This window comes from Rhodococcus sp. WB9 (assembly GCF_007558985.1).
GTDB classification, from domain to species: domain Bacteria; phylum Actinomycetota; class Actinomycetes; order Mycobacteriales; family Mycobacteriaceae; genus Rhodococcus_F; species Rhodococcus_F opacus.
In genome coordinates this window covers 7,239,422-7,265,693 of sequence record NZ_CP041769.1, presented here as the reverse complement: position 1 = coordinate 7,265,693, position 26,272 = coordinate 7,239,422, and the positions used below count along the sequence as shown (strand labels likewise).

Genomic DNA, 26,272 nt, shown 5'->3' with positions numbered 1-26,272 from the left:
GTGAGATCAGACGAGTTCGAACTGCTCCTGATATCCACCGGCAGCAGCCTTCTCGAGGATCTCGAGGTATACCGAAAGACCGCCGGGATACATGAGCATTTCGACGGTTTTGCCGGGCACGTTGGCGCCCATGTACCAAGACTTGGCCAGCGGGAACAGGGTGGCCGAGGTCAGCTCTGCGATATGCGCACCCCAATATTGCTGGGCTTCCGGCTTGGCCTCGATACGGGTGTAGCCGTTGTTCCGCATGTGCTCGACGATCTGGATCAGATGTTCGCCTTCAAGTTCGGCGCATGTCGGACCATTGCAGAATGCGTTCGGGCTCTGGGGTCCGTAGACATACAGGAGATTCGGGAAGCCTGCTGTCGCCTTGCCTAGTGCTGTCCGGCTGCCGCCGCGGAACACCTCCTCGAAGGTCTCATTTCTGGTGCCGCGAATATCTATGGCAGTCAAGCCTCCGGTGACCGAGTCGAAGCCGGTGGCCAGCACGATGACATCGACTTCGTGTCGGGTACCGTCCGCGGTGACGATGGCGTCACTGGCGACCTCCCGGATCGGATTGGCAGAGGTATCGACGAGCTCGACATTGTCACGGCACAGGCTCTCGAAGTAGTTCTGCTCCAGGGAGACACGCTTGACGCCCCACGGATGGATCGGCTCGGTCGGTGCAAGTAGTTCCACCAGCTCCGGCCTGGTGATACGTTGACGTGTCTTGTCCCGCCAGAACGCGTACAGGATGTCGTTGTCGTCCTTGTCGAACAGGACATTCAGGAAGCCACCCAGCCAGGGCTGCAGTCCACCGTTGGTCCAGAGTTCCTCGAGTATTTCGTTGCGACGTTCCTCGGTCAGATCCTGGATGTTCTCTTTGAGGAAGTCATAATCGAAACCGGCCCAGGTGTTCTTACGATTGGCGAATCGCTCAGGGTAGGTCTTCTTCATCTCGGCATTGTCCGCCTCACCAAGCGCCCGCTGATTCATCGGAAGCGCGGTGTTGGGGGTGCGCTGGAACACCGTCAGATGATCTGCGACCTTCGAGGCCTCCTGGATTACCTGGATGCCGCTGGCTCCGGTGCCGATGACGGCGACCCGCTTGCCCGCAAGGTCGTAGCCCTCCTGTGGCCAGCGTGCTGTGTGGAAGCAGTCGCCCGCGAACTTTTCGAGGCCAGGGATGTTGGGGAAGAGGGGCTTGGAGCCGGCACCGAGACACATGATCACGAACCGCGCCTGGGTGGTGAATTCCTCACCGGTGCGCTCGTTGCGGGAAACCAATGTCCACGTATGGGTTTCTTCGTCGAATCTGCCTGCTAGGACACGGGTCTCGTAGCGGACGTCTTTGCTCAGGTCGAGCTTCTCGTCGACGTATTCGAAGTAGCGAACCAGCTCGTCACGACCGGGGTACATCTCGCTCCAGTTCCAGTCGCGCCAGAGCTCTTCACGTGAGAACTGGTAGACCGGCGCCCAGGTATCGACGCGTGCACCTGGATAGGAATTCCAATGCCAGACGCCGCCGAGTCCGGTGCCGGCCTCGTAGATCTTGACGTTGTAGCCGAGGGTGCGCAGCCGGTCGAGCTGGTAGACGCCGGAGAAGCCGCCGCCGATGACGAGGACGTCGAGCTCCTCGAGGAGTGTGGTGTTCAAGGGATTTCCTTTCGGAAGGGGTACGAGGGAGATGGGGGAGTGCGATCAGACAGCGTTGTCGGAGGTCAGAGCGACTCGGATTCGGTCACGCAGGACGAACTTTTGGATCTTGCCTGTCGCCGTCCGCGGTAGTTGTTCGACGACTTCGAGCCGCTCGGGCAGCTTCTGGGTAGCCATCCGATGTTCGCGCAGGAACGACGTAAGCTCGTCCAGCGCAGGTGGATGCGCCTGGTCGCTCGGTACCACATAGGCGCAGATGCGTTCGACCATGATCGGGTCGGGCATGCCGATCACCGCGATGTCGGCAATACCGGGATATTCGAAGAGCAGGTCTTCGATCTCCTTGGCGGAAATGTTCTCCCCGCCCCGGACGATGATGTCCTTACGCCGACCGGTGATCTGGATGTACCCGTCCTCGTCGATCACCGCCAGATCACCGGTCCGAAACCAGCCATCCGAGGCGAAGGCATCCGCATTGAGTCTCGAATCGAGGTATCCGGTGAACAGGTCAGGGCCGCGAACCTGCAGGTCGCCGACCGCGCCCGGGGGGACCGGAGTGTCGTGCTCATCGACAGTCCTCGCTTCTGCGGACCCGATAGGACGCCCGTCTGTGGTGGCGCGCTTGTCCAGCGGATCGCTCGCGTTTCCGCCGGACAGAGTCGGGAATTCGGTCGATCCGTAGATGCGGGTCGCGGTGCAGCCCAGCCGCTCCTCGGCCTGACGGATCAGTTCGGGGGGTACGTCGGCGCCACCGCAACCAAAAACCCGCAGGGCGATGTCGTACTCGGCGCGATCCGGGTGGTGTACCAGTCCGTGCAAGAAGGGTGTGGCACCGATGACGAACGTGCAGCGTCGGCGTTGCAGCAACTCCAGGCCGGCGCCGGGGTCCCAGATATCTTGGAACACGACATGGCTGCCGAGCATGAACGGCAACTGCAGTCCGTACAGAATGCCGGTGATGTGACCGACCGGTGAGGGCATGTACACGATGTCCTCGCCGGTCAGATCGAAGAGTTCGATGATGCTCCGGTTCTCGTAATCTAGGCTTTCGTGGGTGTGTAGAGCACCCTTCGGATCGGAGGTGGTTCCGGATGTGTACAGAAGCACTGCGACATCGGTGCTGGCGTGCTCGACGGGATTGTCGAGTGGAGTTGCGCCCGAGAGGAGGTGGTCGAACTCGTTGTCGGAACCACGAACGGTGATCACATGCTCGAGGTCGGGAAGCGTGGGCGCCAGCTCGTCGAACATCCCGCGGTGGTCGAAGGAGCGGAACATGCCGGGCACAAACGCGATACGCGCTCGCGATTGCTTCAGAATGAACTGCACTTCGCGATGTCGATAGATCGGGATGATCGGGGTGGAGACGGCGCCGATCCGCAGCGCACCGTGATGTACGACGATCGCTTCAAGCCAGTTCGGCAACTGCCAGACCACCGAGTCGCCCGGCCGGATCCCACGCTCGAGTAGTGCGCCGGCCAACCGGCGGATCATGGCGTCGAGTTCGGCATAACTGACCTGACGATCGCCATCGACCACAGCCAGCCGATCGGGGTGATGGTGTGCATACTCGGCCAAAGCAGAATCGATCGTGCTGTGGCTCCACTCGCCGCTGGTGAGGTAGCGGTCGCGGCGTTCGGAATCGGTGTGAGTCGCGGTGATCATCGGTCGACTCCGTCGGTCAGGCGCCGCGAACCGATGAGTGCGTGGAGTTCGTGCTCGTCCCCATACCAGGTCCGCAGGGCGAGGACGCGGCGGTAGTACCAGTGTAGGTCGTATTCGGTGGTGAAGCCGATCCCGCCATGCAACTGCAAGGCGTCCTCGACCACCTGTCGTCCGGCGCCGGCGGCATAGGCCTTGGCCGTCCACGTTGCCATCTCGATGTCGAAATCAACCTCAGCAGAGGCTATATCGGAAACCGTTGCCTCGCAGAGCGCCTCCATCGAGATGGCCGCCTGTGCCATCGACGCCGCAATGTGTTTCACGGCTTGGAAGGATCCGACGGGCTTGCCGAATTGCTGGCGCTGCGCGACGTACTCGACAGTTTTCTCGAGCATACGGCGGGCGATACCACTGATTTCGCACGCGGTGAGAAGCCGGAACCATGCCCGGATCTGTCGTAGGAGTGTGGCCGCTTCGATTCCGGTGGCGAGGATCTCGGCGTCGGTGACAGTTCGCGATGCGATCTCCAGGCGCACGTAATGCGATGTGGGATCAGAACTGGTGATCGGCGTGAGCGCCAGCGCCGGGTCACTGCCCGGTAGGAGCAGCAGCGCCGGGCCGTCCGGGCCGTCGACTGCCAGTACCAGCGAGTCGGCCTCGGCGCCGAAGCGTACGAGTTCGATCGTTCCCTGGATCTGCCCCGATTCCATGTGCACGGAACCGATCGAGGATGCCCAGTCGAGGGTGACGGCAGGGTCGGCGAAGGCGACGAGCGAACCTTCGGGAATGTCGAGGTACGCCGGCAGGATCAGTTGCTCGACCAGGGGGCCGGGTACGAGCCGATCACCGACCAAGGCGATCAGACCGGCGACCGCGGTCAGGTCGATTCCTAGACCACCGCGGTTTTCGGGGCGGGTCAGCTCGAACCAGCCGAGGTCGTCGAGTTCGGCCATCAGATCCGGGTCCCAGCCGCCGCCGCTGAGCAGGGCATGGCGGTAGTCGGATGTGACACGGCGGTCAAAGAATTCGCGGATCGGGGTGACGAGGTCCACGTCAGGTGCGGTGAGACTCATCATCAGCTCCTGGGTAGGCCGAGCAGCCGCTCGGCAACGATGTTGCGTTGGATCTGTGATGTACCGCCGTAGATCGATGCGGCACGCGAGAAGTAGTGATCGTGAATCAACTGCGCGGCGTTCAGTCCGAGAGGTTGTGATTCGGTGTCGAGGCGGAACGGTCCGAGGAGATCGGCGAGGGCGCGACCGACTACCTGCTCTGCGTCGTTGAGGACGAGCTTGTCGATCGAGTCGAGCGGATGTGGTCCCTCTTCGTCGATCAGGCGTTGCACAGTTCGGCGGATCTGAGCATCCAATACCCGCAGCGCCACGTGTGACTCTCCGATGGCGGTGCTGATCCGACGATTGGTCGTCGATTCCGGGGAGGTGCCTCGTAGTCCGTCGATCGTCTTCTCGACACCCCAGCCGATCTCCACCTGTCGGCGCATTGCATAGTTGCCACGTTCCTGAGACAGGGTGTCGAGGGCAATTCGCCAGCCGTCGTTTTCCTTGCCGACCAGGTTGCCGACCGGGACTTCGACGTTGTCGAAGAAGACCTCGCAGAATTCGGCATCGCCTGTCATCTGGACGAGTGGACGGACGGTGATTCCGGGGGAACTCATGTCGACGATGAGGTAGGAGATGCCGGCGTGCTTGGGTTCGGCGTCGGGGTCGGTGCGGCACAGCAGTGCGCACCAACTGGCCTGATTGCCCCAACTGGTCCAGACCTTCTGTCCGTTGACGACGTACTTGTCCCCGTGGCGAAGAGCGCGGGTCCGCAGTGATGCGAGGTCGGAGCCGGCAGAGGGTTCGGAGAACCCCTGACACCAGATGTCTTCGCCGGCGAGCAACGGCGGCAGAAAACGGGAGCGCTGCTCGGGCGAACCGTACCGGTGGATCGAGGGGCCGACCACATCGAGGCCGATCAATCCGATCGGGGCGGGTGCATGAGCGCGCGCCAGCTCCTCGGAGAAAACTTGCTGGTGCCGCGCGGTGAGGCCACGTCCGCCGGCTTCACGTGACCATCCCAGCCCCATCCATCCGGCATCGAATAGTGTGCGCTGCCATCGACGAAGGACGTTGAACCGTTCCTCCAGCTCCAACGGCACGGTGGGGATCTCTGTTTCGGCAAGCCACCTCCGAGCCTCGCGCCGCAGATCGGCGATCTCGGTGATCTGCTCGACCGGCACAGGTGAAACAGCATTCATCTCATGCTCCCGTGTAGGCCGGTGCGCGATGTTCGAAGAATGCTGCTACGGCCTCTTTGGCGTCTGAGTAAGCGGACAACTCGCCGGAAAGACCCTGCTCGAACTCGTAGCCGCCCTTGAGGTCCTGGTATTCGATCGCATTGAGGCTGCGCTTGGCGAACCGCAACGTGACCGGGGAGTGCCGGACCATCTTGGCCGCCACGTCGTAGGCTACGTCGAGTAGCTGCTCGGGATCGACGACTTTCAAGACGCCGCCCTGCCGCGCGAGTTCCTCGGCAGACAGCGGTTCGCCGGTGAGGTGCAGATAGCGGACCAACTGCTGCGGTACCAGGCGTGAGGCATGTTTGGCGCCGCCCATCACACCGACGTTGACCTCGGGAAGCGTGAATGTGGCGCCCTTGGCTGCCACGACCAGATCACACGACGCTGCCAGGGCCAATCCGGTGCCCACGGCCACTCCGTGGACAGCTGCGATCACCGGCAACGGGCAATCGTAGATCGACCAGAACGCTTCACGGACCGCAAGCATGCGCTCACCGGCGTTTTCCGGCGTCATCGTCTGGAATTCGGTGAGATCGTTGCCGCCGCAGAAGTGCTTGCCGGCGCCGGTCAAGACGATCGCCCGAGCCTCGGGGAGGTAGTCCTCCGTGTGGGTGAAGAACCACTTGATCTCTGCGTACATCTCCCGGGTGACCGCGTTGACCGGCGGGCGGGTAAGCCAGACCGTGCCTACCTTCTGATCGGTCTTCCATTGCAGAAATTGCAGATCCTTCATCGAAGTTCCTTTGTTCGAACGGGCGTAAGCAGAAGCTGTGACCGGCCGGGTGCGGATGGTCGCCTCCGTGAGGCGGCATGTCCTTGATCCTTAGTGGTTTGCTTCACAAACCTGGTGTGCTTCTACTCACATTAGTAAGCCCCACTCCGTAGATATGTCAATAGCTCGTATCTGAAAATGTGAAACTTCTCAGATCCGTAGAGCTCAGAGGATGCATGGTTGATTTTTCGTTCATACGGAAGCATATGACCTGTTGAGGGGCCAAATGCCAAGCAGGAAGAGCTGCCGATCCGCGAGTGACCCGCGGCAGCGCGAGGGGGGCGTCGCTGAGAGTTGAGCCGAAAATGTCAGGTGAACGTATCTTTCATCGAATCAAGCAGGTAGCATCATGCAAAGGAAGTTGTCCATGACTCTTATCGCAAAGTGTGCATACTGTTCGGCTACGGCCGTAGTGGAGACTTCACCTACGCTCGGGCGCAGTGCGCCTGCGCCGCCCCGCGTGGGAGGAGGCATCGTGTCCGATCGGCCCTCGAAAGGCGGCAGTGCGGGATACTGCGGGGGACCGTCCGCCGCCGGTATATCGTCAGAAGGCTGTATTAACGGCTGCGCCGCCAGTCCGGACATCGTGTGCATCCCATTTGGGCCTCAAGGAGGAAAGGGGCGTCGTGACCGCATCGCAAACTGTGAAGGCGTCCACTGCCACGCGCCGGCGACCCCGTGACCGGCGTGCGCAGATACTCCACAACGCCAGTGAATTGTTCACGAAATACGGGTTTCACGCCGTGCGGATGGAAGACATCGCTGAGGCAACCGACGTCACCGCACGGGCGATCTACCGGCACTTCGCCAACAAGCAGGATCTACTGTCGCAGGTGGTCCTCGAAGACCAGGACCGACTGCTCATGGCAGCCCAATCCGCCGAGCGCTCCGAAACCGGCGTCTGCAGCTTAGAGGAGCTATTGACGTGGATGGTCGAGGCATCACTGGAGAGCCTTCGACTCGGCCCCCTATGGCAGCGAGAAGCACGGCACCTCACCGCCGATGACTTCGAGCGAGTGCGCGAGGGTACTCGTCGCATCGGAGGCGCGGTGCGAAGGGCCATTGAAAAGGCCGATCCCTCCAAGAGCAGATTCGGTGCCGACGTACGCGCGTGGATGGCAGTGAGCATCATCACCAGCCCAGGGCACTACGACCGGTCACTGTCACAGCGTCGCCTGTCCCCACTGCTGGTGTCTGCTGCGTTGGCAGCCATCAATACCCCCGAATGCGCGTCAGCGTCACCCGAGTCCCGCGATGCGCCAGCGGCGGAGGCTCCAGTCGCAAATGAACGACCAGGTACATCACGTCGCGAACAGATCATCGCAGCAGCGGCGCGCGCGTTCCGGGAGCGCGGTTTCGGTGGAGTCAGCCTCGACGAGTTCGGCATCGCAGGCCCTGCCGTCTACAGGTACTTCGACAGCAAGGCCGACATCCTTTCCGCCTTGATCATCCGAGTACAGGAATGGATGGCCCTGGAGAGCTCCAGGGCCATGCATCACAGCGCCTCCGATGAACAGGTCATCGAAGGCCTCGTGAGAGGTTATGTTCGTATCGCAACCGAAGCAACGGATCTGCTCGCGGTTTCAGTTACCGAAGCCCTCAACCTCCCCGCTAGTGCTGCCGAGCGTGATCGGCGAATCCGCCAGGACGACCTCGCCGAATGGGTCAAATGGCTACGAACCTCGCGTTCAGAAGTCACCGAGGCAGACGCACTCGCGCTGGTGAATGCGGTTCGCACAGCACTCAACGATCTTGTCCGTATTCCGCACCTTTCACGACACGCCGAGTTCCCCGACGAGCTTGTTGCGTGCTCAATGAATGCTCTTCTAAATACCCCGATGCCATCGGCACGATCGGGTCGGCGGCGTGACGAATAACCATGGTTGGCTGAAGACCGTCATTCGCAGGAGTCGCAACCGTCGCGTGGAAGCGTGCTTCGCGAACTTGCCATCGAGTGCACCGGTGCCCGACAGTCCGCTCCACCAAGGCCCCGAAAACGACTCAGGCCGTTGGCGAGCTGCAGGCGCTCGAGGCGACAGGCATGCGCAGTCGGATCACTTGTGTGGCGCGAGGCGTCAACGGCGTTCTCGCAGCGGTTCGGGCCGGGCTCGGCATCGCGGTGTTCGCGCGGTCACTGCTGTCCTCGGACATTGTGGAGTTGCCCGCGTCGGCCGGGATTCCGGCGCTGCCTGCTCTCGACCTGGTATTACTGCCCAATCCTCGTGCGCCGGAGCAGCCGGCAGCCGCGGTGACCTCAGCGATCCTCTCGAGCGGCGTGCCCCTGAAGCCAGAACCCTCGAGCTGAAGGTATGGGCGTGCTGAGGGCGGTGAAAACTTGTCGCCGTACTTAGGAGCGTCGTGACCGCCGACAGCCGTCCCCGCCACCGCATCACATTCGTGCTCCTGTCCGTGCCAGTTATTGTGTTCGCGCTCTTGCAATCCTTCGTATTGCCCGTACTGAGCGAGATCAAATCAGAGCCACACACCGACCAGGCCACAGTGTCGTGGGTTCTCACTGCATAGTTGCTATCCGCCTCGGTGTGCACACCAATCGTCGGCCGCATCGGCGACAAGGTCGGCAAGAAGCGGATGCTGGTCGTTGCTCTGCTCGCACTTTCGGGGGGATCGTAGGCGAACCTGCTGACCTTGACCGCTCCCGAGTTGACGGTCCTCGTCGGCGGCCTGCGGGTGCTGGGCGCGAACTGCAACACCAGGTCGGAGGAGGGTGTCCTCACCTCGAAGCCGGGGACGCTGACCAACGACTTCTTCGCGAACCTGATCGACCTGGGAACGACATGGGCGACGAGGTCCACGGACTCGCAGATCTACGAGGGCCGCGACCGCGTCACCGGTGAGGTGAAAGTGGACCGGAACCCGCGTCGACCTCGTGTTCGGGTCGAACTCCGACTGCGCGCTCTCGCAGAGGTGTACGCCTCCGACGACGCACAGCAGAAGTTCGTGCGAGACTTCGTCTCCGCCTGGGACAAGGTGATGAACCTCGACCGATTCGAAATCGCCTGACGCAGACCCAGCTGGGTGACCGGTAATCTGGATCGCCTCGTAGACGGCGGGCATCCCGCGAGGATCGCCTCGCGGGATGCCCGCTCTCCCGATCTCCCACAGACTACTTTGAGGTCACAAGATAGGCTGTGGGAGCAAAAGATCAGAGTTGTGACCGACTCCGCGGTAGCCATCGCCCGGGTCCGTCGAGCAGAAGGTGCGAAAGAATGGCCACGAACAACGGCAACCGCCTGGTGATCGGCCCCACTCTGGCTATCGGCACTCGGGTGCTTGTCCGCAGAAACGCCGAGGCCGACGTTACCGGCGAGGTCGTCGAGGACTATGCGGCACTGACCGAGCCGGGGGGCCGCGGGCACGAATGGGCGCCGGCACACCGATGGGCAATCGCCCTCGACGATGGTCGGCTAATCTTCGCCGACACCACGGACCTGACCATCGATCCCAGCACGGACCGCTCCGCTCCAAAGCCGGGGACAGCAGAAGAAAGGCCCGGCAGGCACAGGGGAGATTGATCGGGCGGAAATCGGTCGCCCACTCATGAATGCTGATCCGTCCACGACACGACCATGGTCATGGTGCCGACTAGATCTCGGCACCGACGAAGGAGTCGGGTCCTGTCGGCATACGTGGGAGAAGATCCGTCGGCAACCATTGCTGCGGAGAGGCCTTCGTCTCGCAGCGTAAACCGCAAGTACCCACCACGTTGCCTTCGGCTACCGACCAGATCACTGACGGTCCCGGATGCCATCTCCCTGCCGGCGACGAGAGCCGCCGGCCGGGCCGCCATAATGCCCACCGGCCGACGGTCAGCGCAGGGCGCTGCCGGCGAGCCATTGGTCCCACGGGACGGACCAGTCGCCGTTTTGCCACAACTCGAGGGGAGCGCCGCCGGTTCCCCGGACCTCGACGATGTCGCCGGGCACGGAGAAGTCGTAGAACCAGCGAGCGTGGTCGGGGCTGAGGTTCAGGCAGCCGTGCGAGACATTGGTGTTGCCCTGCGCCCAGATGGTCTCGGCGAGTTCGTGGAGGTAGATGCCATCGTTGCTGATGCGGGTGGCGTAGTTGATCGATTCCTTGTATCCGAGGCGGGAGTTCACCGGAAGGCCGTAGGTGGAGGAGTCCATGATGACCGGGTTGGCCTTGTCGATGACTGTGTAGATGCCCGGTTGGGTCCAGAACGACAGGGTTTGACCACCCACGGCTTCGGTGCCGCCTCGGCCCATCGACGTCGGCATCGTGCGGACCACCTGACCGTTGTCGGTGACGGTGACCTGTTTGGTGGTGTCGTCGGCGACGGAGATATGGGCGTCGCCGATGGTGAACGAGGTCTGCGCATCTTCCTGGCCGAAGAGGTCTTCCCCGAGCGCGATGCCGTAGACGTCGGCGCGGACGGTGACCTGGGTGCCGGGTGTCCAGTAGTTCTCCGGTCGCCAGTGCACGTTCTGGTCGTCGGCCCAGTACCAGGAGCCGGTCACCGGGGGTGCGGTGTCTACGTGCAGGGCCTTCTCGGCGGCGGCGCGGTCGGTGATCGGTTCGTCGAAGTGGGTGACGATCACGGCGCCGACGCCGAAGGTGCCGCCGTCGGCGAGCAAGTTGCCGCCGGTGGTGACGAAAGACGGCCTGGTCTGGTTTCCTGGGGTGACCGTGGTGAAGGTGCTGGTCTTCTCGCTTCGGGCGCCCTGGTCGCCGACGGCGGTGACCGCGAGGGTGTAGCTCTTGCCGTAGCCGAGGGGTATTCCCGGTTTCCAGGCCAGACGGTCGGGGGTGTAGATGCCCTCGACCAGCCGGCCTTCGTCGTTGGTCATGGTGACCGTCTCGAGGGTGCCACCGGTGGTGTTCACCGACACGGGGTCGAGTGGGTTGACCGCGGCGGTGTCGTCGGCTGGGGACACGGTGATCTCCGGTCCCGGCGGCGGCGCGGCCGGTCCCGCGGGTTGGTTTGTGGAGGGTGCGCAGGCACCGGCCATCAGGGCGGGCAGCAGGACTGCGAGGACAGCAGCGAGGTGACCGGGGCGGCGGCGGGCGTGCATGGCACTGATTCTCCCGTACGGGTCGGCCGGCGCGCGCGCAGGCGGACGTAGGCGTCGGAGGTTACCAGCCCGCGTCGCGGACGGCCTTCATCCTCGCGGGCTCGACCTATGACGTGGCGTGCTTAGGTCGACTTCGGCTGTCGCTGGCCGCGTTGTTGGGGCACTGCTGGGTCCGCACGTTCTTCTGTCAGCCTCGGAGGAGCTCACCGGGGTGTTTCGGGCGGGGTGCTTTGCGTATGTGTATTCCTCAACCGCCTCGTGCGTGGGCTCGCCGACGTTGCGGTGCGGGCACTGGGCGAGTTCGTCGAGCGTGACAGGTGACATAGCCCTGTGCCTTCGGAACGGTGGTGAAGCTGATGGTAGGGGTACAGCATCGTGCGCGGAGGAGACCATCATGACCATGACAGCCCAGGATCCCGCGTTCTCTCTGGCCGACTGCATCCACTTGCTGCGTTCGGTGTCGGCCGGGGGGTCTTCACCGAGAACGCATTGCCGGCGCTACGGCCGGTGACATTCGCGGCTGTGGCGGGCGAAGTCGTCATCCCTGCCGGACGGTGCGTGGTCGGAACGCTTCGACGGTGAGTTCCTCGCTTTCGAGGCTGACGGCATCGATCTGTCGGCTCGCAACGGGTGGAGCGTGGTCGTCATGGGCCGCGCTACGCATCTTTCCTTCTCGGACAGCGTGGCCCGATTTCACGATCGGACAACGGTGCCCTGGTCGATCCCGTCGGGCACCTGCCACCTCGTCATCGACATGGAACAGGTGACGGGACGACACGTGACGCTGATGGCCCTCGACGTCGAATGAAGGCTCCGCCGATCGTCACCCCCAGGGCGCCTGTTCGTGCTGGACCGCGCCACTTCACGTCGTTTCCGATGCGGGGCACCGGGTCTGGGGTTGATCGACCGGATAGCACCGCGGTGATATCGCAGGAGGATCGGCGAGAGTCGGGTCGGGCACCTTGCTCTTCGGGCGGGGATCTGATCAGTCCTTGTCTGTTACGTGGGTCGGCTACCGTGGGGGTTTGTGACAGCAGGTATTCCGAGGCCGTCGGACAAGATGACGCCCAGCCCCGAGGTGGCGCTCGACTTCGCACGGGAATGGGTCGAGTTCCTCGATCCCGACAACTCCGAGCATCTCATCGCCGCGGACATGACGTGGCTGCTCTCGCACTGGACCTGCGTGTTCGGCACCCCGGCCTGCCAGGGCATCATCGCGGGCCGACCCGACGACGGCTGCTGCTCGCACGGCGCCTTCTTCACCGACGAGGAGGACGTCGCGAGGTTGCACGAGTCCGTGAAGCTGCTCCGGCCCGAGGACTGGCAGTTCATGAAGCAGGGTCTCGGGAAGAAGGGGTACATCGAGGAGGACGAGCTCGACGACGAGCCGGCGCTGCGTACCCGCCGCTACAAGGGTGCGTGCATCTTCCTCAACCGTCCCGGCTTCGAGGGTGGCATCGGGTGCGCGCTGCATTCGATGGCGCTCGAGCGTGGGATCGAGCCGCTCGAGGTGAAGCCGGACGTGTGCTGGCAGCTGCCGATCCGGCGCACGCAGGAATGGGTGGAGCGACCCGACGGCGAGCTGATCTTGACGACGACGATCACCGAGTACGACCGCCGCGGCTGGGGTGAGGGCGGCGCGGATCTGGACTGGTACTGCTCCGGCTCGCCGGACGCGCACGTCGGCGCCAGGGCGGTGTGGCAGTCGTATGCGCCGGAGCTCACCGAGTTGCTCGGTGAGGCCGCGTATCGCGAGCTGGCGCGGCTGTGCAAGCGACGCCAAGGCCTCGGCCTGGTCGCCGTGCACCCGGCGACCGCGGACGCCGAGAATAATTCCCGGTAACGGAGCGGCCGACCCTGGACGACGTCGACCCCGACTGGAGTGTCATAGGCGTCTACGGCGCCCGGGGCGGTACTGCTTGATTCGGAGGCGGCAGCGTGGTTGCCGAGTAGGCTCTCCGCTCCCGACTAGTGTCGGTGTCCGGTTAGGGGCCCTCGAATGTAGTGCGGTGAGATGGACGTGATCAGGGAGCAGCTTTGCGCCAGGGGTGCTGGCCCGGTCCCACGACGCCGACAGCTCCCTGCGCAAACTCCGACAGGGGGAGACACCGGCGGCACGTCATCCGAGCACCCCGGCTGAGAGGCGCTCGTGCGCAGGGACGTTCAGGTGGCAGTGAACGCTCGCCGGACCGTTTGTCGCGGGCGTTCACGGTCGGGTCAGTTCAGGGTGGCGGTGTCGATGACGAACCGGTATCGGACGTCGGGCGTTCGTATGCCTGGTCGATTTGGTGGGCGGGGATGACCTCGATGTCGGATCCGATGCCGTAGGTGGGCCGCCGATCATCGATCTGGCGCAGTCTTCGCTCTCAACGCCGTTGTGATCTGGGCCGTCTCGACCTGGCACCCCGCCAGGGAACGAGCAGCACAGCCCACTCCACCGGCGAGATGAGCAGCGACGCGAACGTGCTGGACAACGAACAGCGTGATGGCGCGGTTGTCATCAGATTACGGCCTCGGTAACCGTCCGAGACCCGGCCACGCTGGAGCGGTACGGTAGCCCGTAGACCATCGCCGCGGCGAGCCACCACCCGGCGCGGTGTTGCCGAGGATCGGTGCGGTGCGCGGGCAGTGCCTGCCAGATCGCGAGCGTAAGGAACCCGAGGTAGATCAGGGTCCAGTTGGAGAAGGCGGGCCCGCCGGGGCCACTGCGGTGGCGTCGGCGGCGAGGGCGCCGTCGGCGACCTGGGAGATCGGGGTTCCCACCAGCGCCCCTGAGCCGATGATCGAACCCACGACCGCCACCACCGCGGAGAGGATCACGACAAGCACACGGGCACCGTCGTGAGGCGATGATTCGATCGATCCGCTCGTTGTCACTCCTTCCGGGAGAAAGTCCGTTGTCGAGGATAGGGACTTCAGGAGTGCCGTCTGCCGGTTTGCGGAGATACGTTCGCAGGTTCGGAGGCGGAGCCGTGACGGGGGTATCGATGTCACCGCGCACGTGTTCGTCACGTGCGCGAGCAGGTAGAGCGGTGGTGGTGTGGTGCCGGAGCGTGTGCGGCGTCGCGGTGGCGGGCTGGGACGCGGGTGCGTCGGATGTGGCGGGAGCGCTCGGTTTCGGACATACCACCCCAGATGCCGTAGGCCTCGGTGGCGGTGAGGGCGTGGGCGCGGCACTGTTCGAGTACGGGGCAGTCTTGGCAGATCTGTTTGGCGGCGCGCTCACGTCGGGCGCGGACGTTGCCGCGTTCACCGTCGGGGGAGAAGAACAGGTCGGTGTTGGTGCCGCGGCAGGAGGCGCGGTGTTGCCAGTCCTGGGCGGGGGAGTGGTGGAAGTGATTAGGCACAGCGGGCTGGGTCGCTTTCGGAGTGGAGCGGTGGGCCGATCTGTCGGTAAGGGTGGAGCGCGTGGGTGTGGCTGGCTGAGGTGGGCTTGCTGTCGTGGTATGCCATGCGGATCGGTGTGGGTTGGCGTGGCCTCCCGGGAAACAACCATGGCGTCGTTCATTTCATCCGAAGGTGTTGTGCGACATGACCCCTCGACACATCGCGGTGTCACTTCTGATGCCCGGGAGGCGGCAGTCGGGTAGCGGCAGCGGCAGACCTGGGTCCGGGACTGTGATCGGTGCGGCACCACGTCCGCAGGGCGTGTCGGTGCGTTGATGCCTGGGCTCGACATCGGTGGGACCGGGACGAACCCGGATGATCCACACTCGGTCACCTCTAACGAGGTGGTAAGCGGTGTGGAATTGATGGTAGCGACACGGCGAACGATACTGAAGGGTATCGCTCGAAAGTAACTGGCGTCACATCCGCCGTCTCGTTCGCGAGCGTCGTCGGTGGATATCGACGTGAGGGCTTCGGGCGGGTCGGCGTGCGCGGTATCGACGGTCGAAAAGATCGCCCGCGATGACCCCGGCCGCCGCGGGGAACGACTCCTCGCGCGAACGGTGTGATGGATGTGGATCCACAGCTCGATTCCCGTTCCCGGTGCGATGGCGCTGTGTTGATGGGGGAATCCGCTGAGGAATTGTCGATGTCAGAGACGGCGTCTACGGGTCGGCATTGGGTTTCGGGGGCGTGCGGGCGTGGGGCAACGGTACGGGCCGCCGTCGCCCGGCCGGGTGACTGGTGATTCGCCGACTGATGTTTGGTCCGTCGGAATAGGGCGTCGACCTGCGGTGACGACATGACCCCAGAATTTTTCGTACGCCCGGTGCGCCCTTCCCGTCATCGTGGGCGATCACCACCCACGCACATGGACTCGATTGTGGGCAGCGTATGCGGCTACTTCCGGCACTCGCCGGATGCGGGGTCGCGGAGCCCATGGTCGGCGAGAGTCGGTCGCGGGGTAGGCGACGGCGCCCGCGGGGAAGGGCCCCGGTCCGGACTCCGCTCCGCGGTGACCTGCTGTTGCCAATAGGCGTCCGATCGTGGTTGTGATGGCCGCGTGCTCATGCGATGTCCTCCCCGGAAGGTACGTGCTCAGAGGCGATCTGCTCCTCCAGAAGATCGCGCTGAATTGGCGTGGCCCGCTTCCTCGACAGCAGCGAACCCTTCTCTTCCTTTGTAAACGATCACAGTGTCCGACGCCACGAACCGACCGGTTCCTTTCTCCCGCGCCGGAATCGACAGACAACCACGGCCGGGCTCCAAGGTCGGAGCCGCCGCGGAAGGCCGCCGGTATCGCGCACGGCTGCACACCACCGAGTGGCCATCTCGCGTGAGATCTCGAGACCCTACGACTCGGGACTGCCACGGTGTTCACGGCACTGTCACGTTGATTGAAAAGTGTAGCGGCGCAATTGGTTTTGGAGCTGCCTCTATGAAACACCTTTGGGAGGTCCACTTTCAGGCGGCGACGCCGGTCGCGGTGGCTTCCCGTCAGACCGCGAAACGATCGGCCATCTCGGCCCGCCATTCGAGTGCTGTCAGCCGGTGCCGGCCGGGCCGGAAATGCGGTGAAATGCCACTGAACGCGGACAAGAACCGTTGCGCGTGCCCGACCGAGGTGAACCGTTTCATCGCCCGTTCTCGCTGTCTGGTGGGTTGGTTGTGATTCGTCCGATGGGCGGTCATCGTGCGGTCAGCGGCACCCTCGGTGGCGGTCCGGCGCTCTCCTGGTTCAGAGGGCTGACATGGTGGTATCGGGAGCGCGCTCGGCTTCGGCTTTGTGGTAGTGCAACTTCCAGAGCAGGACCGCACCGAGCCAGGATGCAACGAAGAGTCCGACGATGACGTAGCCGAACAGTTCGAAGTGATCGGCGAGGGCGCCGTACCAGCCGATCCAGCCGGTGGTTACTCCGAAGTGGTCGGTGAGTGCTCCGGCGAGGTAGACCGAGGCCACGAACAGTCCGATGACCACGGTCATCGCGGTGGTCGCCAGGTTGTAATACAGGCGGCGACCAGGGCTGCGGTAGGCCCATGAATACGCCCGGGTCATGAGCAGACTGTCGGCTGTGTCCATCATCGACATGCCGGCCGCGAACAGCAGCGGCAGGGTCAGGACAGCGGCAAACGACATACCGCCGTTGACCGCGGTCGTCGCCGACAGCGCCAGCAGGGTGACTTCGCTGGCGGTCTCGAGACCGAGACCGAAGAGGAAGCCGAGTGGCGCCATGTGCCAGGAAGACTTGATCAGGTTGCGGGCGCGCGAGCCGAGAACGCGGTTGACCAGACCTCGGTTCAGCAGTTGCAGGTCGATCTGTTCGGCGCGGAGAGTGCCGACGCGATATTGGCGCCACAGTCGAGTCAGCCCGGTCAAGACGACGGCGTTGAGCGCGGCGACGAGGGCGATGAAGCCGATCGCGACCAGGATTGATATGGTGCCGCCGACACCGCGTATCCCGTCCAGGCTGGTGTCGTTGAGGTTGGCGCCGGCGAGGGCGACGAGAACGGCGAGTACCAGCACGACGGCGCTGTGGCCCATCGCGAAGAAGAAACCGACACCGACGGGTCGTCGTCCGCGCACGAGCATCAGCCGTGTGGTGTCGTCGATGGCGGCGATGTGGTCGGCGTCGAAGGCGTGACGCATGCCGAGGATGTAGGCGAGGGTCCCTGCTCCGGCGAAGCCACTGGCGGCCGCGAGGTTTTCGCTCTGCCACAGGTAGAGACTCCACCCGAGGACGTGCAAGGTGGCGATGGCCCCCACGATCGCGGCCAGGCGCGATCGCTCGGCGGTGGTCCATCGGGTGGTGAACGAGTGGGCTACGGACGCCATGGTTGTCCTTTGTCTCTACAGCGAGAGTTCGCTGGCCGCGTGGGGTGGATACGGCTGTCGGCTCTGGTCTTGGGTGCCACTCAGCCTGAAACGCTTTCGTCGGATCGGATATGTTGTGGCGCTTCGGACTACTGTGCAGTCCGCTGGTGATTCAGGCAGATGCTGAACCATTTCGATCTTCGGGTGTCTTCGAAGGATAGGGGCCGACGATGCATAGCGCTTGCCCCTCAGTGACAGTCACTTGTGCTTTCAGCGCCTTCGTCCGCTTCGATCAGCGACCTGTCCGGCCGCCGATCCGGTACCACGAGTCGTGGTCCGCGATGCTTGCATGGATGGGGTGAATGTGCAGCACCCATCAGGAGCGCGGATGTCACTACTGCCGTGCCGACGCTCGGCGGATCGACTTTCACGCCTCGATCATCGGTGTTGTTCGTGGTACCGGATCGGACTGATGCCGTGGGTCGCTGTGAATGCCCTGCCGAGAACCGACAGTTCGACGAACCCGAACCGGGTTGCGATGTCGGTTAGGGATCGGGGGGCGTTACGTGGGGCCACCATCGCCTGATGGCAGGCCTCGAGTCGGTGTTCACGAATCGTGGCGGCGGCGGTTGCATCGAAGCCGATGCTTGTCCTGCCGAGAGTGTGGCCATGGCATTTTCTCCTAGTCGATAGCCGTGCAGGCGGGTGGACCCGGGACTTGTCGGGAACCTGGGGGGCATTGCCGCGGGCCGTAGCGCACTGCGCCGGGCGGGTGCGCTGACCACGTGGGAGCGGGGGATGCTTTGTTTACGGTGTGGGGACTACCGTTTGGACCGGTGCTGCCATGGCTGCGGTGGTGAGCTGCACCGCGGTGGGGAACCTTGTGACATCGCCGCGCAGCGCGGCGTAGGGGATGTCCAGTTTCCATCCGGTGGCCCCGGCAAGGGGTTTGCCGCACAGGCCTTCGGACTGTTCTGATGGTTCGGATAGCATGACGCCGAGCTCGAGCAGCCATGCGTGGGTTGTGAGACGCTCGCTCGGGGAGAGCGCGTCGTAGGCGTCACGGGCTTCGGTGAAGGCGGTGAGATCGGCCTTGGCCGCCCCGGTGATGATGACGTTCGTGTAGAGGGTCAGTTCGTCGAAGAACTCGCCCTCGGTCGTTCGGAGCGTTCCGCTGTCTCCGGGCAGGAGGAATTCGGAGAGCGTGTCTTCGAGCTTTTTCTGCAGGGTGGCATTCCATTTGGCGCGAGCGGCGAAGGTGTGGGCTTCGATGTACTCGGTCTTGAATCCCGGCCGCAGCCCGCACCATTGCGGGATGTACCCGATCCAGTCGCTGATAGCGGTGCGCCACTTACCGATCGGCTCGCCGGGCAGGACTTGCACTCCCGGGTGCGTCAGCTTCGCGACGTCGAAGATCGTCCAGTTCCGGTCGCCGTAGCTGATCCGCTCGTGTGGGGCGCCGGTGAATCCGGCGGGCCGCAGGATCCGGAAGAGTTCACGGCCGTAGTCGTGGACGACGTAGCGGGCGAACGAGTCGTCAACGAACTTGTTGGTGACGTGCACGGCTTGCCGGTGGCGAACCTCGGGACGCACCCCGGGCTTGATGGTGGTGTAGCGGTGCAGGCGTTCCCACGATTGCTGTTGAGGCAGGGCGAGAAACCCGCCGGTGAAGGGGTTCTTGTACATGTCTCCCCAGATGGACACGATCTGCTCGTTCTTCGCCTCGTCCAGCATGCAGTCGATGTCGTTGAGCGTGGTGTACACCGACGCGCCCCGCTGGTACTCCGGATCGCCGGTGCAGGGCAGTACACCGACACCGATCACCGGGACCCGGCGGCCGAGCTGGCCGTTGGTCAGGTGCCGGGCCAGGTCGACCACCATGCCGCTGCCGGTGCCGCCGCCGATGCCGAAGGCCATCAGCACCATCGAGGGGAGCTTGGTGTCGTCGATGCTCCGGGCGAACTCCGCGAGTTCACGGTAGAGGGCCCGGTCCCCGTCGTAGTAGGCGCGCCCGTAGATCGCTTTGGCCAGAGCCCGCGGGAAGTGCTCGTTCTCGGCGGGTTGCTCGAGCTGCGCGGCGTAGCGCTTCTCGGCGGTGGGGAAAGGCGTTCCCGTCTCGATCCAGGGCGCGAAGTGATCGGGTGCCCCACCGAACCGGGGGTATTCGGAGCCGAGGAAGGTGGGGAAACGCTGCATGCTGTCCGCTAGCTCCTGCGGGGTGGGCACGGTGAGGGCGACCGTCTTGATCTGGGCCCGGTTGGCGGGGATTCCGCGTTCGGCGAGTCGCGCGTAGAACGAGTCCGCGTATTGCTGCAGCTGCCGCATGTCCGCTTCGCCGATGTCGACCGCCAGCGCGGTGAACCGGGCGCGCGGGTCGGCCAGGAGGTCCTCGACTTCGCCGGTCCTGAGGAAGGAGTCGATAAGTTGCGCACCCGCTTTGCCGAGGCCGACGATGTGGATGCAGTGCGGGGATTGCTTTCCGGTGGCGCTGTGGTACATCGAAAGTTGTGCCATTTTATCGTCCTTTAGTCCAGGTAGCCGAGGTCTTTGAGCACTGTGGCCGCGGTGGTGGGCCGCTCGTCGGCGATGATGGTCCGGTACTGATCGATGAAGTCGGCCGCGGTTCGGGTCATCGTTCCCGCGGAAACCATCTCGATCGCACGCTCGAGATTGGTGCGGCTCAGTGAGTCCTTCCACAGGCGGTGTTTGACATAGATTTTCTCCTCGTCGGCGCCGCTGACCGACAGTGTGGCAGCGCCGGGGAGCGAATCGATCTCGGCTCCGTCCCGGTACTTTTCGAGCACATTGTCCCAATTGAGTGTCATGGTGATCTTCCCTGCGATTCAGTGCATGGTCTCGGTCAGTTCCAGTTCTCCGCGGATGGCCGCGTGCGGTACGACCACCCAGCACGCACAGCCGAGGAGGCATTCCCCGCCGACGCCTTCGAAGCGGGTGGACGGCTCGCACAACAGCACTCCCAGATCGAGCAGCCACGCATGGCGCATCAGCTTTTCTTCCCAGTCCAGGGAGTCGTACACTTCGCGGCTGGCGACGAAGAATTCCATGTCGAGTTTGCTCAGGCGGGGGATGAAGGCGCTGACGGTGGGTGTTTCATTGGACGGGAAGACCAGGCTCCCGGGCCGCACGGCCGTGGTGACCATCGCGGCGAGTGCGCCGGCGGCCGTGTCGCCGTCCTGGTCGTCCGTCTCCTTTCCGAAGACGCGGACTTCGGCGAAGTCGGGGACGGCACTGGCCGCTAGTTCGCGGGCGCTGACAATGTCCTGACCCGGACCGGCTCCCACGCTCAGCAGGTTGATCCACCGATCGCTTTGTTCTCCGCGCGTGGCCGGATGCCAGGCGTTGGCCGGAACGTTCAGCCAGTTCAGGGCCTTGATGGATTCGTAGAGATGAGTTCCGCCATCACGTAGGACGAAATCGGCTAGGTCGCAGTCGATTTCCGTGTGAGTCTGCTGGATGTCGCCTGTGCGCTCGTAGACAGCGTTTTGCGGCACGGCGAAGAACCCTGCGGTGAAGGGGTTTTTGTAGAGGTCGCCCCACACGGCCATGACGCCCTTGTTCTTTTCCGAGTCGATCATGCAGTCCAGCTCGTTGATGGTGGTGAACATGCGGCCGTCCTGCAGCTCCGCCGGGTCTCCGTCCGAGGGCAGGACACCGATGCCCAGGACCAATGCCCGTCGTCCCAGCCGGATCGTCGACAGATGCCGGGCCAGCTCGACGACAATGCCGCTACCGGTTCCGCCGGCGAGACTGAAGACGATGCACACCAGGGGTGTCTGTGTGCTGTTCAGGACCGATTCGGCGAAGGAATCGAGTGCGGAGGTCACCTGGCCGCCCTGGTAGTACTCGACGCCATAGATTCCCTTGGCGAGGGCGCGCGGGAAGTGTGCCCCCGCGGAAGGTACTTCGAGATCGTTGGGCAACCACGGTTCGTAGTTCGGGTTCCAGTAGTAGCGGGGGTATTCCGTCTTGAGGAATTCCCGGTACCGCCGAAGCCCGGCGAACAGGGTGCTGTTGTCCGGTGCCGGAAGGCTGACGGTCTGCACGTGCACCCGGTCGGCCGGGGCGTCCTCGGCTGCGTGCCTGACTCCCACGAGTTCCGCGTCCCCGATGTCGACGGCAAGCGCATGGAAGGGCGTTTCGGTGTCGGCGGCGATGTCTGCGTGGGAGCCGATCATCTCCTCGATGATGTTGGCGCCGGTCTTCCCCAGACCGAGCACGTGCAGGGAGAACGGGCCCTCGTGGTCCCCGATCCGGTGCACGCCCTGAGTCACCAGCGCCTCGATGCGAGATAGGTCGGTGGTCAGCCCCAGCGATTCGCTGTCACACGCGTCGTGGTGGTGGCCGTGGTCATGTCCGTTGTCGGTCATCTATCTTTTCCTTTGCTCGAACGTGAACGTGAACGTGAACTTGTGGGGGGTGACGGCGGAAGTCGGGTCAGGCCGGTATGCGTTGCGGGGTCCAGCGGCTGTTCATTCGGACGCCCTGGGCAGGGCCCGGTGGCACCCAATCCGGATCCGGTCGAGGTCGACCGAAACGTCTGGCGGGTCAGGGGCTTGTCCGGTTGGCCTTCTCGGGCCGCGCTCAGGCTTCCGAGACGTTGTCGGTGGGCAGGTCGCCGACCGGGCATTCGGCGACGCCGATCGTGTCCCGGGTGAACGCTTCGACCGATTCCTGCGCCTTCTGGGCATCGTTGACCCACAGCTTGTAGAAATCGAACGGGCAGTCGGCGACGCCCTTGTCGCCGTCGCCGGCAGCGTGAACGCCGGTGTACCCACGGTGCAGAAGCTTGAACAGGTGGTTCTGGGATTGGTCGTGCCTGCGCGCGTTCCGGATTTCCGGAATCGACAGCTGCGCATACTGAATCCCGTATTCCTCCGCGCCCGTCTCCCCCAAGGTGCGGCCATCGAACCCGATGATCGCGGAATGACCGAAGTAGGTGTAGACACCGTCGAAACCGGCGGCATTTGCGACGGCGACGTACGAATTGTTGGCCCAAGCCATAGCTTTGGCCATCAGGACGGTCTGTTCCGCGGCGGGGTACATGTAGCCCTGACTGCGCACGATCAGCTCGGCGCCCTTCATGGCGCAGTCCCGCCAGATTTCCGGGTAGTTGCCGTCGTCGCACACGATCAACGAGACTTTGAGGCCTTTCGGACCATCGGCGACGTACGTTTCTCCGCCCGGATACCACCCCTCGATGGGAGTCCACGGCAGGATCTTTCGGTACTTCTGCACGATTTCCCCGCGGTCGTTGATCAATACGAGGGTGTTGTACGGGGGTTTGTTCGGATGATCCTGGTGTTGCTCGCCGGTGATACTGAAGACACCCCAGGTGCCCGCGTCGCGGCACGCGGCGGAGAAGAGCGCGGTCTCGGGACCGGGAACCGTTGTCGCGGTGTCAAACATCTCCTGCTGGTCGTACATGATTCCGTGCGTGGAGTATTCCGGAAAGATCAACAGGTCCAGGCCCGGCAAACCGGACTTGATGCCCCGGACCATCTCACCGATCTTGCAGGCGTTCTCCAGCACCTCGGCCCGGCTGTGAAGTCGCGGCATCTTGTAGTTGATGACTGCTACACCGACGGTGTCGTCGTTGGATGAAATGTCGCCGTGTCGCATGATTCTCCTGATTGGTCATCGAGGGAGTACGGACATCGTCGTCCCTCAGGGTGGGGAATGTTCCGGCTACGATTCGCGAGGTGGATGTCCGTGCGACCGGAGCCCGAAACATTCTCATTTGAAAATATACTGTAGATGAATGTCCGTCAATGGATAGGCGCCCTTCGGGTTGTCTCGTAGTGCGCGGCCCGCCGCGCCGGGATCGTGACGATGACGCGAGCGCGCCGATGCAGTGCCCCGATGTGGTCGGGCAGAGACCGGCGTCGTCGTCGGATATGCGTGGGGCCCGCCGATGGGTGAGTCGTCGTCGAGACCGCCGACTATCACCGGCCTGCCGGTGGCGACGTTCGCCGCGAGAGATTCAGCCAGGTAGCGGTGCAGGCTACAAGGTCGTGAGGACGTCGAAATCCAGCCCGTCGGCGACCGCCAGGTGTACCGGTTGATGCGCCCTGCGGCCTTTGAATTCGACGGTGCCGCGGGGGCCCTCGTACGCGGTCCCGTCGAGCGCAGCGTCGATCGCGGCGACCGAGGGGCTGCCGGCGCGACCGATCAGATGCGCCAGAGTCTGCCCGCCTTCGTAACACGACTCCGATACGGCGGTGATCGGTGGGCCGTCCGGTCCGTGGAGGTCGACGTACCTGCCCAGCAGGGCCATCGGGTTCGTATCCGCCTTCGACCGAAAGTAGGACGCGGCCGCGAACATTCCCACCAACGCGCCGGGCCCGCTCGCGATCATCATGTTCTCGTCCATCAAGGGTGTGAACCTGATCAGCCGGTCCTGAAGGCCGGCGCGGGCGAAGCTCCGGTTGAAGGCCACAGCGTCTTGTCCGACCAGGAGCATGCACACTCCATCGCACTTGGTCTCGGCGATGTGTCGGACGACGCGCCCGATGTTTCGGCCACCGAGACTGACGAACGACTGACCGACGATGTCCAGTCCGATTTCGTCGGCGAACGCGTGCACGGCCGCTGCGGAGCGGCGCGGCCAGACGTAGTCGTCGCCGACCACATACCACCTCCGCATACCCATGTGTTCGCGCATCCAGCGCAACGCGGGTTCGATCTGCAGTCGCGGCGTTTCACCGCTGCAGTAGACACCAGGTCGGTGTTCCCCGCCTTCGTACAATGCCGGATAGACGTAGGGAACGCGGCCCGCGAGCACGGGCGCGAGGGTGTGACGTACGGAGGAAATGTGCCAGCCGGTGACGGCATCGATGCGTCCCTGATCGACCAACGCACCCACCTCGGCCGCAACTCGTGCGGGATCACCACCGCCGTCGACCACCTCCATCCGGACCTCGCGGCCCAGAATGCCGCCCGCGTCGTTCAGGTCACGGGCGACCAGCTCGCTCATCGCCTCACACGAGGGCCCGAAAAGGCCGGCGGGCCCTTGCAGGGGCACCACCATCGCGATCGTCCAGTCCGACGACCGGTTACGTTCGGGTGCGTATATCATCTCAAATAAAAGTATTTGTCATGAATGCAGTTCGGGCAACAGGGGAGGATCGAGATGGCGGAGAGACAGATCCCGGACGAGGATCGGCCGGAGTCCCTGGCGGCGTCGCTGACCCGCGCTTCTCGACGCCTGGCTGCCGATATCGACACGGCACTCAAACCCCACGGGCTTGCCCTCGATCACTGGTTGGTGCTCGAGTCCCTCGCTCGAGAGCGCGGTTTGACGATGGCGGACCTGATTGTCCGGACCGCTGCGAACGGTGCGACGCTGACCCGCATCGTCGACCGTCTGGTGTCCACCGCAGCCGTGTATCGCGAGGTCGACTCGGTGGATCGCCGCAAGGTTCGCGTCTACCTGAGCGCACGCGGACGGGCTCTTTATCGCCGGCTTGCCACCGTCGTAGAAGAACACGAACGCATATTCCTCGGGGGGAACCATCTGCCGGAGGCTGCTGTCCATCGACTGTGCTCCGCCTTCCCCCCGGTGACCGAGGTCAGAGGCGAGCACCGATAGCGAATCGGCGGTTTGCCTCACCGCGGCTTCACGAAGGGCGCCGGCCACGACAACCCCGCCGAACCACGCGCCGTCCGCGATGCGGACGGCACGTGATTCCGGAGCAGCCGACCCGCGCCGTCCGATCAGTGCGGTTTCCGTCAATCCGTGGCAGCAAGGGACGGGCCGGCGCGCCAGTGTGTCGTTGACTCCCTCAACGCCCACTGTGCCGGGGATCAGGCGTTCCATCGAGGCTCCTCGCATCGTCCGGTCGAGCCGCCTATGGCTCGCGTCACAGCTGCCGTATTTCGGAGACTAGTTTTCACCGTCGATACGGATGTTGGGGTGTCCCGTTTTCGGACATCCTGGGTTAGGTGGGCGTGAACAGGGCATCGTGGAGGCCGTGGACCCCGGCGCGGGGGATCGTCATGGGCGGTTCGGGAAGGGGTGGACCAGCGGACGTCGAATCCCGCGCGTCCCCGGCTGCTGTCTGTCCAAATTTGGGACAGTTTGGGCGCGCGCGCCGCAACAACTATGAGGTGTATCACATGTTGTCAAAATGATTGAAGGAGGAACGAGCGCCATGAAGATGGTGAACGAGCCGTACTTCGGTTCGAAGTCGCGACGCGTCGTCCTCGAGCGGGGGCTCGACGACGCGCCTGTACCGCAGGAGACCGCGAACAGGGACGGCCTGGCGGTGACCTTGGATGTGTCCCTGACGATCGGTACCCGACGGGCCCGCTTGATCGCCTGGAGAGATGACGACGACGACTACGTCGCGCTGGCCGTGGGTGACGTGTCCGGAGCTCAGAATGTGCCCGTGCGGGCTGTCGAGGAGGAACTGCTGCTCATCGAGGGAAGTCGCAGCGGGCTGCCCGCGGAGATCCTCGTGGCGGTACCTCACGTGACTGCCGGACTCGCTATCGGTGGGCGAGGTGTCGTCGACTGCCAGGTGCGTGTGGGCGGCCCGATTCGGGATATGCTCACGATGACCGAGGTGGCCTCGGTGGTCGTCGCCTGGTGCGATACGTCGGCCCCTGCCGCGTAGCGCTCGTCATCCGGG

20 protein-coding genes and 3 pseudogenes are annotated in these 26,272 nt (G+C 64.0%); 8 read left to right on the top strand and 15 right to left on the bottom strand.

The window, feature by feature from the left end; translation table 11 throughout:
• Positions 1–6 precede the first annotated feature (6 nt).
• From FND50_RS33840 to FND50_RS33820, 5 genes are read right to left on the bottom strand one after another with little or no spacing between them, the layout of a single operon-like run.
• Positions 7–1,638, bottom strand: coding sequence for an NAD(P)/FAD-dependent oxidoreductase (locus FND50_RS33840; RefSeq protein WP_144288642.1), 1,632 nt, complete (start codon positions 1,636–1,638; stop codon positions 7–9).
• Positions 1,639–1,683: 45 nt separating this feature from the next.
• Positions 1,684–3,300, bottom strand: coding sequence for an AMP-binding protein (locus FND50_RS33835; protein WP_144288641.1), 1,617 nt, complete (start codon positions 3,298–3,300; stop codon positions 1,684–1,686).
• A complete protein-coding gene (locus FND50_RS33830) occupies positions 3,297–4,370 on the bottom strand; it encodes an acyl-CoA dehydrogenase family protein (protein ID WP_231137737.1) in 1,074 nt (357 codons plus the stop codon). The genes FND50_RS33835 and FND50_RS33830 overlap by 4 nt, the downstream gene beginning before the upstream one ends.
• 2 nt (positions 4,371–4,372) lie before the next feature.
• Positions 4,373–5,539 carry an acyl-CoA dehydrogenase family protein gene (locus tag FND50_RS33825; RefSeq protein WP_005565967.1) on the bottom strand — a complete coding sequence of 389 codons (1,167 nt, stop codon included), beginning with the start codon at positions 5,537–5,539 and terminating at the stop codon, positions 4,373–4,375.
• Between the two features lie 19 nt (positions 5,540–5,558).
• Positions 5,559–6,332, bottom strand: coding sequence for an enoyl-CoA hydratase-related protein (locus FND50_RS33820; protein WP_144288640.1), 774 nt, complete (start codon positions 6,330–6,332; stop codon positions 5,559–5,561).
• Positions 6,333–6,997: 665 nt separating this feature from the next.
• On the opposite strand from FND50_RS33820, the gene FND50_RS33815 reads away from it, so the two are divergent.
• From FND50_RS33815 to FND50_RS33795, 4 genes and pseudogenes are all read left to right on the top strand, one after another.
• Positions 6,998–8,248, top strand: coding sequence for a TetR/AcrR family transcriptional regulator (locus tag FND50_RS33815; protein ID WP_144288639.1), 1,251 nt, complete (start codon positions 6,998–7,000; stop codon positions 8,246–8,248).
• A gap of 164 nt (positions 8,249–8,412) precedes the next feature.
• On the top strand, positions 8,413–8,676 hold the full coding sequence (locus FND50_RS33810) for a hypothetical protein (protein ID WP_186301191.1): 264 nt from the start codon (positions 8,413–8,415) through the stop codon (positions 8,674–8,676).
• A gap of 326 nt (positions 8,677–9,002) precedes the next feature.
• A pseudogene (locus FND50_RS33800) lies at positions 9,003–9,392 on the top strand (catalase-peroxidase); the annotation flags it as partial.
• A 206-nt stretch (positions 9,393–9,598) separates the two neighbouring features.
• Positions 9,599–9,904, top strand: coding sequence for a hypothetical protein (locus tag FND50_RS33795; RefSeq protein ID WP_005565974.1), 306 nt, complete (start codon positions 9,599–9,601; stop codon positions 9,902–9,904).
• A 294-nt stretch (positions 9,905–10,198) separates the two neighbouring features.
• Here the strand turns inward: FND50_RS33795 and FND50_RS33790 are convergent, their stop codons facing one another.
• Entirely contained in the window at positions 10,199–11,422 is a 1,224-nt protein-coding gene (locus tag FND50_RS33790) for an Ig-like domain-containing protein (RefSeq protein ID WP_144288638.1), read from the bottom strand.
• 520 nt (positions 11,423–11,942) lie between these two features.
• Here FND50_RS33790 and FND50_RS37385 point away from each other — a divergent pair.
• The gene (locus tag FND50_RS37385; protein ID WP_313905330.1) at positions 11,943–12,230 is read left to right on the top strand and encodes a pyridoxamine 5'-phosphate oxidase family protein; all 288 of its coding nucleotides are present in this window, start codon (positions 11,943–11,945) and stop codon (positions 12,228–12,230) included.
• A 252-nt stretch (positions 12,231–12,482) separates the two neighbouring features.
• Positions 12,483–13,265, top strand: coding sequence for a hypothetical protein (locus tag FND50_RS33780; protein WP_144289239.1), 783 nt, complete (start codon positions 12,483–12,485; stop codon positions 13,263–13,265).
• Positions 13,266–13,985: 720 nt separating this feature from the next.
• Here the strand turns inward: FND50_RS33780 and FND50_RS33770 are convergent.
• The 9 genes and pseudogenes from FND50_RS33770 to FND50_RS33725 all read right to left on the bottom strand — a co-directional run.
• Positions 13,986–14,299, bottom strand: a pseudogene (locus FND50_RS33770) (tryptophan-rich sensory protein); the annotation flags it as partial.
• Positions 14,300–14,430: 131 nt separating this feature from the next.
• On the bottom strand, positions 14,431–14,769 hold the full coding sequence (locus tag FND50_RS33765) for a WhiB family transcriptional regulator (protein WP_144288637.1): 339 nt from the start codon (positions 14,767–14,769) through the stop codon (positions 14,431–14,433).
• Between the two features lie 1,537 nt (positions 14,770–16,306).
• Positions 16,307–16,483, bottom strand: a pseudogene (locus FND50_RS37380) (IS6 family transposase); the annotation flags it as partial.
• 64 nt (positions 16,484–16,547) lie between these two features.
• Positions 16,548–17,642 (bottom strand): HoxN/HupN/NixA family nickel/cobalt transporter, encoded by a 1,095-nt coding sequence (locus FND50_RS33755; protein ID WP_144288636.1) that lies wholly within the window; start codon positions 17,640–17,642, stop codon positions 16,548–16,550.
• A gap of 786 nt (positions 17,643–18,428) precedes the next feature.
• Positions 18,429–20,135, bottom strand: a complete 1,707-nt coding sequence (locus FND50_RS33745; RefSeq protein WP_144288635.1) for a hypothetical protein — start codon at positions 20,133–20,135, stop codon at positions 18,429–18,431.
• 11 nt (positions 20,136–20,146) lie between these two features.
• Positions 20,147–20,446, bottom strand: coding sequence for a hypothetical protein (locus FND50_RS33740; RefSeq protein WP_054248276.1), 300 nt, complete (start codon positions 20,444–20,446; stop codon positions 20,147–20,149).
• 18 nt (positions 20,447–20,464) lie between these two features.
• Positions 20,465–22,009 carry a tubulin-like doman-containing protein gene (locus tag FND50_RS33735; RefSeq protein WP_144288634.1) on the bottom strand — a complete coding sequence of 515 codons (1,545 nt, stop codon included), beginning with the start codon at positions 22,007–22,009 and terminating at the stop codon, positions 20,465–20,467.
• Between the two features lie 214 nt (positions 22,010–22,223).
• A complete protein-coding gene (locus FND50_RS33730; protein ID WP_144288633.1) occupies positions 22,224–23,261 on the bottom strand; it encodes an aliphatic amidase in 1,038 nt (345 codons plus the stop codon).
• Positions 23,262–23,643: 382 nt separating this feature from the next.
• Positions 23,644–24,717: a substrate-binding domain-containing protein gene (locus FND50_RS33725; RefSeq protein ID WP_144288632.1), complete on the bottom strand. Its 1,074-nt coding sequence runs from the start codon at positions 24,715–24,717 to the stop codon at positions 23,644–23,646.
• Positions 24,718–24,741: 24 nt separating this feature from the next.
• Here FND50_RS33725 and FND50_RS33720 point away from each other — a divergent pair, with 24 nt between their 5' ends.
• Together FND50_RS33720 and FND50_RS33715 are read left to right on the top strand one after the other, a co-directional pair.
• A complete protein-coding gene (locus FND50_RS33720; protein ID WP_222105599.1) occupies positions 24,742–25,230 on the top strand; it encodes a MarR family transcriptional regulator in 489 nt (162 codons plus the stop codon).
• Between the two features lie 562 nt (positions 25,231–25,792).
• Complete coding sequence (locus FND50_RS33715) at positions 25,793–26,257, top strand: hypothetical protein (RefSeq protein WP_144288631.1); 465 nt, start codon at positions 25,793–25,795, stop codon at positions 26,255–26,257.
• Positions 26,258–26,272: the final 15 nt, after the last annotated feature.

Coding starts and splice junctions, on each gene's coding strand:
- FND50_RS33835 (WP_144288641.1), bottom strand. CDS start 3,300: ATGATCACCGCGACTCACACCGATTCCGAACGCCGCGACCGCTACCTC.
- FND50_RS33830 (WP_231137737.1), bottom strand. CDS start 4,370: ATGAGTCTCACCGCACCTGACGTGGACCTCGTCACCCCGATCCGCGAA.
- FND50_RS33820 (WP_144288640.1), bottom strand. CDS start 6,332: ATGAAGGATCTGCAATTTCTGCAATGGAAGACCGATCAGAAGGTAGGC.
- FND50_RS33810 (WP_186301191.1), top strand. CDS start 8,413: ATGCGCAGTCGGATCACTTGTGTGGCGCGAGGCGTCAACGGCGTTCTC.
- FND50_RS33795 (WP_005565974.1), top strand. CDS start 9,599: ATGGCCACGAACAACGGCAACCGCCTGGTGATCGGCCCCACTCTGGCT.
- FND50_RS33790 (WP_144288638.1), bottom strand. CDS start 11,422: ATGCACGCCCGCCGCCGCCCCGGTCACCTCGCTGCTGTCCTCGCAGTC.
- FND50_RS33780 (WP_144289239.1), top strand. CDS start 12,483: ATGACGCCCAGCCCCGAGGTGGCGCTCGACTTCGCACGGGAATGGGTC.
- FND50_RS33755 (WP_144288636.1), bottom strand. CDS start 17,642: ATGGCGTCCGTAGCCCACTCGTTCACCACCCGATGGACCACCGCCGAG.
- FND50_RS33745 (WP_144288635.1), bottom strand. CDS start 20,135: ATGGCACAACTTTCGATGTACCACAGCGCCACCGGAAAGCAATCCCCG.
- FND50_RS33740 (WP_054248276.1), bottom strand. CDS start 20,446: ATGACACTCAATTGGGACAATGTGCTCGAAAAGTACCGGGACGGAGCC.
- FND50_RS33735 (WP_144288634.1), bottom strand. CDS start 22,009: ATGACCGACAACGGACATGACCACGGCCACCACCACGACGCGTGTGAC.
- FND50_RS33730 (WP_144288633.1), bottom strand. CDS start 23,261: ATGCGACACGGCGACATTTCATCCAACGACGACACCGTCGGTGTAGCA.
- FND50_RS33725 (WP_144288632.1), bottom strand. CDS start 24,717: ATGATATACGCACCCGAACGTAACCGGTCGTCGGACTGGACGATCGCG.
- FND50_RS33720 (WP_222105599.1), top strand. CDS start 24,742: ATGCAGTTCGGGCAACAGGGGAGGATCGAGATGGCGGAGAGACAGATC.
- FND50_RS33715 (WP_144288631.1), top strand. CDS start 25,793: ATGAAGATGGTGAACGAGCCGTACTTCGGTTCGAAGTCGCGACGCGTC.